Annotated in this window: 6 protein-coding genes and 1 pseudogene; 5 read left to right on the forward strand and 2 right to left on the reverse strand. The window is 60.7% G+C overall.

Translation table 11 applies throughout. The annotated features are described in order from the left end of the window. A partial coding sequence (locus AC1DWI_RS09505; protein WP_477724735.1) for a LysE family translocator occupies window positions 1–514 on the reverse strand: 514 nt, incomplete at its 3' end. 19 nt (window positions 515–533) lie between these two features. Further along, the gene (locus tag AC1DWI_RS09510) at window positions 534–1,316 is read right to left on the reverse strand and encodes an SDR family oxidoreductase (protein ID WP_477667858.1); all 783 of its coding nucleotides are present in this window, start codon (window positions 1,314–1,316) and stop codon (window positions 534–536) included. A 125-nt stretch (window positions 1,317–1,441) separates the two neighbouring features. On the opposite strand from AC1DWI_RS09510, the gene AC1DWI_RS09515 reads away from it, so the two are divergent. From AC1DWI_RS09515 to AC1DWI_RS09535, 5 genes and pseudogenes are all read left to right on the forward strand, one after another. Beyond that, on the forward strand, window positions 1,442–3,127 hold the full coding sequence (locus AC1DWI_RS09515) for an electron transfer flavoprotein-ubiquinone oxidoreductase (RefSeq protein ID WP_477667859.1): 1,686 nt from the start codon (window positions 1,442–1,444) through the stop codon (window positions 3,125–3,127). A 445-nt stretch (window positions 3,128–3,572) separates the two neighbouring features. Next, window positions 3,573–4,712, forward strand: coding sequence for a UDP-glucose 4-epimerase GalE (galE, locus tag AC1DWI_RS09520; protein ID WP_477699882.1), 1,140 nt, complete (start codon window positions 3,573–3,575; stop codon window positions 4,710–4,712). A 144-nt stretch (window positions 4,713–4,856) separates the two neighbouring features. Beyond that, window positions 4,857–5,189, forward strand: a complete 333-nt coding sequence (locus AC1DWI_RS09525) for a hypothetical protein (protein WP_457280159.1) — start codon at window positions 4,857–4,859, stop codon at window positions 5,187–5,189. 2 nt (window positions 5,190–5,191) lie between these two features. Further along, a complete protein-coding gene (locus AC1DWI_RS09530; RefSeq protein WP_457280158.1) occupies window positions 5,192–6,715 on the forward strand; it encodes a lipopolysaccharide biosynthesis protein in 1,524 nt (507 codons plus the stop codon). Between the two features lie 126 nt (window positions 6,716–6,841). Then, window positions 6,842–7,179: pseudogene (locus tag AC1DWI_RS09535) on the forward strand (O-antigen ligase family protein); the annotation flags it as partial.

Below are 7,179 nucleotides of genomic sequence, written 5' to 3' on the forward strand. Positions count from 1 at the left end.
CGGCATACCAGCCGGTTTCCATCACGAGTACACCCACAAGCACCAGCAGGGCTGCGGGCAAGGGAAACTGCGCTGGCAACAGGGCCGCGAACACGCTGCTGTAAACCACCACGATCTTCGGGTTGCTCAGCTGCGTCACCAGCCCCTGGCGAAACGATTGCAACACCGTGCGACGCGAGGCGCCCTTGTCATCGCCGCTCATTTCCAGCGGCTGGCGCGCGCCGCGCCAGATATTGAAGGCGATCCACATCAGGTACAGGCCGCCCACGACCTTGAGCGCCATGTAGACACCAGGCAAGGCGGCCAGCAACGCCTGCAGCCCGGCCAGCGCCAACGCGGCAAACACCAGCGCCCCCAGGCCCATACCCACCGCGGCAGCCAGGCCGTCAGCGCGTGAACGCGAAACCGCGATGCKCGCAACCTGCACAAAACTGGGGCCCGGGCTGACCACGCCCGCCAGCAAGGCCAGGAAAATAAGGCCTATCGGGCCGAGGTAAGGGACTACCGAATCCATCATGTTGCTCTCCAGAAATTCATACGCCAAAACCGTCATCCGCCGCTATCACCGCGCCGTTGACAAAGTGGCTCTCGCCACTGGCCAGCATCACCAGCAGTGCATCCAGGTCTTGCGGTTTGCCGATGCGCTTGCGCGGCAACATCTGCACCAGCCTCTTGCCCTGCTCGGTTTCCCAATGGTGGTGGTTGATCTCGGTGTCAATATAGCCGGGGCAGACGGCGTTGACGTTGATGCCGAACTTGCCCCACTCCAGCGCCATGGCTTTGGTCATCTGCACCACGGCGGCCTTGCTCATGCAGTACACGCCGATCTGCGGCAGTACGCGCAAGCCGGCCATGGAGGCGATGTTGATGATGCGGCCGCCGGCATAGTTGCCGGGCCCGGCACCGCGCGAACGGGCCAGCATGCGCTTGCCGACTTCCTGCGCCACGAAGAAGGCGCCCTTCACATTGGTGTTGAAGATGAAGTCATAGTCTTCCTCGCCGACGTCCTGGATGCGCTGTGTGGTGCTCACGCCGGAGTTGTTGACCAGGATGTCGATGGGGCCGACCTCCGTTTCAGCATGGGCCACGCCGGCCTTGATGCTGGCGTGGTCGGTCACGTCGAGCTCAACCACATGCGCATCGCCACCCGCAGCCTCAATCTGCGCGCGCAGGTCCTTGAGCTTGTCGAGCCTGCGGCTGGCCAGCACCACGGCCGCGCCGGCACGGCTCAGTGTTTTGGCGAACTGCGCACCCAGCCCGCCGGATGCACCGGTCACGAGAGCGACACGCCCCGACAGATCAATGCTGTAAGCCATTAGAGGCTCCTCTCTCAATTTAAACCGTACAAAAGAGAACGACCGTTCGCATCGCCGCATTCGCGACATAAAATCCAACGCGAGACCGACAATCCTTCCTGAAAATCATTATCAGCGAGTCCCCGATGAATACCCAAGAAATTCTGGCCCAGTTCGGCCCGCGCGAAGCAATGGAATATGACGTGGTCGTGGTGGGCGGCGGGCCCGGCGGGCTGGCTACCGCCATTCGCCTGAAACAACTGGCCGCAGAAAAAGCCACGGACATCTCCGTGGTGGTTCTCGAAAAGGGTTCCGAACCCGGTGCCCACATTCTTTCGGGTGCGGTGATGGACCCCAAGGCATTGACCGAACTGATTCCGGACTGGAAAGCGCAAGGCGCGCCATTGAACCAGCCTGTCACCGCCGACGAGGTTCTTTTTCTCAGCGAGAAAAGCGCGATCAAGACGCCCGCCTTTTTTGTGCCGGACTGCTTCCACAATGAAGGTAACTATGTCATCAGCCTGGGCAATGTGGTGCGCTGGCTGGCGCAGCAGGCAGAGGGCTTGGGCGTTGAAATCTTCCCGGGCTTCGCGGCGGCCGAAGTGCTCTACAACGACGACGGCTCCGTCAAGGGCGTGGCCACCGGCAACCTCGGCATCGGCAAGGATGGCCAGCCGACCGACAACTTCCAGCTCGGCATGGAACTGCACGGCAAGTACACCGTGTTTGCCGAAGGCGCGCGCGGCCACCTGGGCCGCCAGCTGATCAACCGCTTCAAGCTCGACGAAGACAGGGACCCGCAAGGCTACGCGCTGGGAGTGAAAGAACTCTGGGAAATCGACCCGGCCAAACACAAGCCGGGCCTTGTGATCCACACTGCCGGCTGGCCCATGGACAGCCAGACCTACGGTGGCGGTTTCATGTACCACCTGGAGGACAACAAGGTCACGCTGGGCATGGTCACCGGCCTGGACTACAGCAACCCCTACCTCAGCCCGTTTGAAGAGATGCAGCGCTGGAAGACCCATCCCAGCATCAAGGCTTACCTCGAAGGCGGCAAGCGCCTCAGCTACGGCGCGCGCGCCATCACCGCAGGCGGCGCGCTCAGCCTGCCCAAGACCGTGTTCCCGGGCGGCGCGCTGATCGGCTGCGAAGCCGGCTACCTCAATGCCGCCCGCATCAAGGGCAGCCACGCGGCCATCAAGAGCGGTATGCTGGCCGCTGAGGCCGCCTATGGAGCTGTCACCGCCGGCCGCCAGCACGATGAACTGGCCGCTTACCCTGAAGCCTATGCCAAGAGCTGGCTCGCGCAGGAGCTCAACCAGTCGCGCAATTTCAAGTCCTGGTTCAAGAAAGGCCTCTACGTCGGCGCCTTCATGACCGGCATCGAGCACTGGCTGTTGCCCAAGCTGGGCTTCAAGTCGCCGCCCTGGACCATCCACAACAGCATTCCGGACTACGCCAAGCTCAAGCCGGCGGCCGAGTGCACGCCCATCGTGTATCCCAAGCCCGACAACAAGATCACCTTCGACCGCCTTAGTTCGGTTTTCGTCTCCAACACCAACCACGAAGAGCACCAGCCCGCGCACCTGACGCTCAAGGACGCGAGCGTGCCGGTGAGCATCAACCTGGCCCAATACGCCGGCCCCGAAAGCCGCTACTGCCCGGCCGGTGTCTACGAGTTCGTAAAGAACCCCGACAACTCCGACCGCCTGCAGATCAACGCGCAGAACTGCGTCCACTGCAAAACCTGCGACATCAAGGACCCGACTCAGAACATCGTGTGGGTCACACCTGAAGGCGGCGGCGGGCCCAATTACAGCGGCATGTAAGCACAGCCTCTCCATCAACGAAAGCCCGGCCTCCCCCGGGCTTTTTTCATGCGATTTGCTACGCCGGGTTAATTCCCGGGAATTCAGCGCACTGTGCGAGCAGTCGCAGCAGCCCCTGATCTTTGTGACTTTTTGTCGTTTGCCGTTGGGATGCCAACTGCTCACGAACAGTTCAGCTGCCCGCCAGCTGGCGATTTGCAACCGTCATTCACAAGTGCTTACCGAACGATTCGAAACGCTTTGAGGCCAGCGTGACGGCTTCCCACGCACATATGCGGCTTACGCTGACATCCTTTCTCCACGCGTCAAAGACACTCGTAACTAGCCCCTGAAAGGGAATGGTCTGGTGATGTCTGGATGCTGCCCGTCCATGCAATCCCTCACGCGAACATGTTTCAGCAGTGTTACGCCGGCGTCGTGACCCGTATCAAATCAACCCGCTGCCATGCAGCCTTTTGCAATGACCCTGAACAAATCCAGTGTGCGACCTAGTGTGCTATTAACCGGTGGAGCCGGATACATCGGAAGCCATACTTTTGTGGCGCTGGTGAATGCCGGCTACCAGCCTGTCATCCTCGACGACTTTTCCAACAGCCATCCTGCCGTGCTGCACCGGCTGCAGCAGCTGACGGGTCAGCCCGTACCGTGCGAACGCGGCAACGTACTGGACACCGATTTTGTGGCCGGGGTCCTGCAACGCTACCACTGCGTTGCGGCCGTCCACTTTGCCGGGTTCAAGGCCGTAGGGGAAAGTGTGCAACGCCCTCTCATGTACTACCAGAACAATGTTGGCGGACTCCTGAGTTTGTTGCGGGCGATGGAAACGACGGACTGCCGGGCCGTAGTCTTCTCTTCAAGCGCCACGGTCTATGGGGACCCCGCCACCGTGCCCATCAACGAGCAGTTTCCATGCATGCCGGAGAGCCCGTATGCCCACACCAAACTGATGTGTGAAAACATCCTGGCATCGCTGCGCATTTCAGACGCGGCGTGGCGGGTCGGGGTGCTGCGCTACTTCAACCCGGTGGGCGCGCACCCCAGTGGACTGATCGGCGAAGACCCCAATGGAATCCCCAACAACCTGATGCCGTACGTCACCCAGGTGGCCGTGGGCAAACGGGCCACGCTCAATGTGTTTGGCAATGACTACCCCACGCCCGACGGCACCGGGGTGCGCGACTACCTGCACGTCACCGACCTTGCGGCAGGCCATGTGGCCGCAGTCGATGCTTTGCTGGCAAGCGGCAAGAGCTTTACGGTCAATCTGGGCACCGGCGAGGGCACCAGTGTTCTCGGTGTGGTCCAGGCGTTTGAGCGGGCAAGCGGACGGCCGATTCCTTATGAATTTGCACCTCGACGAGCCGGGGATGTCGCACAGTACTTTGCAGATGTTTCCCTGGCCGGCAGCCTGCTGGGCTGGCGCGCCACATGCACCATCGACGACATGTGCCGCGACTCCTGGCACTGGCAGCAGCGCAATCCCGAAGGCTACAGGAACACCTCTGAAAACGGTACGGACATATCCGCATCTGAGCCCATGCGCAATAGCCCGAACGGACTCATTCAGCCGGCAGTCAGCATGTGAGCAATTCAAGCCTTGCCCCAAGAATGCGCCACGCTTTTTTGAACTCAATAAATAGCATAAAGCGCGCCATGAGCCATTCGGACTATTGTCAATTGCTGCACTGCACAACAAACTCTTTTCCTGCTTTGACAGAAGGAAAACCCTATGTTTCGAACCCTGTTTACCGCCATTTTGGCCACCTGGATTGCTTCAGCAACGGCGTCTACCAACCCGCCTGCAGCGCCCGCAGCGGTGACGCCAACGGGAGCTACCGCCAAAGCGACACGTATGAAACTGCAGCCCGGCACTGAGCCCGTCAAGGTCAACACAGTCCACAGTGTGGACGCGGTGCGCAGTGGCCAATCCGGCCTGGGTGTCACGGCGGCGGGCGAGGCAGATACGGACGAATCCGGATGGCACCCTTACGGCACGCTGCTGGCCACATTGGCGTTGATGGGCGTGATTGCCGTTCGCCGCCATAAAGCAGAGAGGTCTTGAGCATGAGTGGCCTCGGCCGTCCGGGTGTTGCAGCGGTCAAATGGAGCGCCGTTTCCACAGCGGCACGCTTTGGGCTGCAGCTGGTGGCCCAGGTGATTCTGGCCCGCACCCTGGGGCCGGAGATTTTTGGCGTTTTTGCCATCGGCATGGTGGTACTGACATTCGCCACATTTGTCTCCGGTTTTGGCTTCAGCTGGAGCCTGTTGCAACGCACCACACTGAGTGACGAGGACGTCCGGTTTGCCTGGACATGGCAACTGATCGTGGGTATTGCCACCATGCTTGCCCTCTATTTTCTGGCGCCGCTGCTGTCGGCTTATTTCCGGGAGCCGCGCTCGCAATTCGTCATTGAATGGCTATCGGTGGCGTGCCTGCTGGGTGCTGCGGCAGCACCGGCTACTTACCTGCTGCAGCGTGACCTGAATTTCCGGGCAGTGGGACTGATCCAGGTCGGCAGCTATGCCGCTGGGTATGTGGCTGTTGGGGTGCCGATGGCACTGCTTGGCCAGGGTGAGGCTTCGCTGGTAGCGGCCTGGCTGGTTCAGGCGGCTGTTGTGTTTGTTGCAAGTTATGCCCTCAAGCCGCATGCGCTTCGCCCGCTGTTCTGGTATGCCGATGCAAAGTCCGCTGTCGGTACGGGACACACGGTCTTTTTGACCAATATCGTCAACTGGGTACTCAACAACCTTGACCGGGTATTGATAGGCCGGTTGCTCAACGCACAATCGCTGGGTCTCTATAACGTGGCTTACAACCTGGCCACAATGCCCAACACCTTGCTGCTGGGTGCACTTCAGCCCGCGTTCCTGGCGGCGGGCGCACGCCTGCAAAACGACCGGCCACGACTGGGCCGCGCTTATCTGCAGATGCTGGCCACCATTGTGGTGTTGGGACTCCCCGCCTTTGCGACGCTTGCCTTTCTGTCGCCCGACATCGTGCGTGTGCTTTATGGGCCCGCATGGAGTGGGGCAGCCTGGGTGCTGGGAATTTTGTTCCTCTGCATGCCGGCGTACGTCATCTGGGGACTGTCGACACCCGTGCTGTGGAACACCGGACGCAAGTACTACGAATTTGCGCTGCAGCTCCCGCTGATCGTTTTGGGCATCCTCGGTTTTTACCTGTTTGCAGGCCAGGGAATCCACATGGCTGCAGTCGTGGCGGGTCTGTTGCTGGTACTGCGCGCAGCCGTTACGGCTACGGCTGCATTCCGTGCACTGGAGCTTGGCTGGATGTCCCTGCTACCGGATGCCCTGCGCGGGTTTCTTCTTTGTGCCGCTTGCGTTTTAGGTGTGATGGCAGGTCAGCACGCGGTTGCACGGTTTGATATTCCCCTGCTCTCGCTGCTTGCCGGAAGCCTGTCCGCAGTAGTCCTGCCGGCATTGCTGCTTGCCCTGAGGCCGCAAATGCTGGGGCGGGAAACATCCGAAATGGTCATCCGGTTTGTCCCCGGACTGGCGAAGTTTTTGCGCCGCGGTGTTTCGGCACCACGTACCGATCTTTCCAATTCCCTTGAGCAGCCACTCTAAGGAGCTATCCTGGATCAACCCATCGTTATTTCGGTTCTGGTTGCCGGTGCCATTTTGGCGGCGCTTTTGGCGACGCTGGGCATGGCGGGTGCAGTTCATGTCACGTCACGCCGTGCGCACGGGTACATGCATGTCATTTTCTACGCCATCCTGGCAATGGTGGCCCTGAACAATTTCCTCTCGGGGCGCGACCTCTCCAGCAGTGCATTTAAATTGGACGAAGTTGCGGTGGTGGTGCGCCACCCGCTGGTGGCTTTGGCGCAGCCGCTGGTTTCCCTCTTGCTGCTCACGCTGGCGGGGGAACGCATCATCACGCACTGGCTTCAACGTGACAAGACGGTGCAGGCCCCCCCGGTGATGTTGATCACCTTTGTTCTTTTCTGGGCAGGCACGGTGGCCTCACCGGCTCTTCTGGGCCTGCATCCGCATGTGTCACACGATTATGTGTACCCACTGCTCATCGG

The sequence above is a fragment of the Polaromonas sp. P3_C2 genome (genome assembly GCF_056402675.1).

Excerpts from the sequence above, each read along its gene's own strand:
- AC1DWI_RS09510 (WP_477667858.1), bottom strand. The coding sequence starts at position 1,316 with ATGGCTTACAGCATTGATCTGTCGGGGCGTGTCGCTCTCGTGACCGGT.
- galE (WP_477699882.1), top strand. The coding sequence starts at position 3,573 with ATGCAGCCTTTTGCAATGACCCTGAACAAATCCAGTGTGCGACCTAGT.
- AC1DWI_RS09530 (WP_457280158.1), top strand. The coding sequence starts at position 5,192 with ATGAGTGGCCTCGGCCGTCCGGGTGTTGCAGCGGTCAAATGGAGCGCC.
- AC1DWI_RS09515 (WP_477667859.1), top strand. The coding sequence starts at position 1,442 with ATGAATACCCAAGAAATTCTGGCCCAGTTCGGCCCGCGCGAAGCAATG.
- AC1DWI_RS09525 (WP_457280159.1), top strand. The coding sequence starts at position 4,857 with ATGTTTCGAACCCTGTTTACCGCCATTTTGGCCACCTGGATTGCTTCA.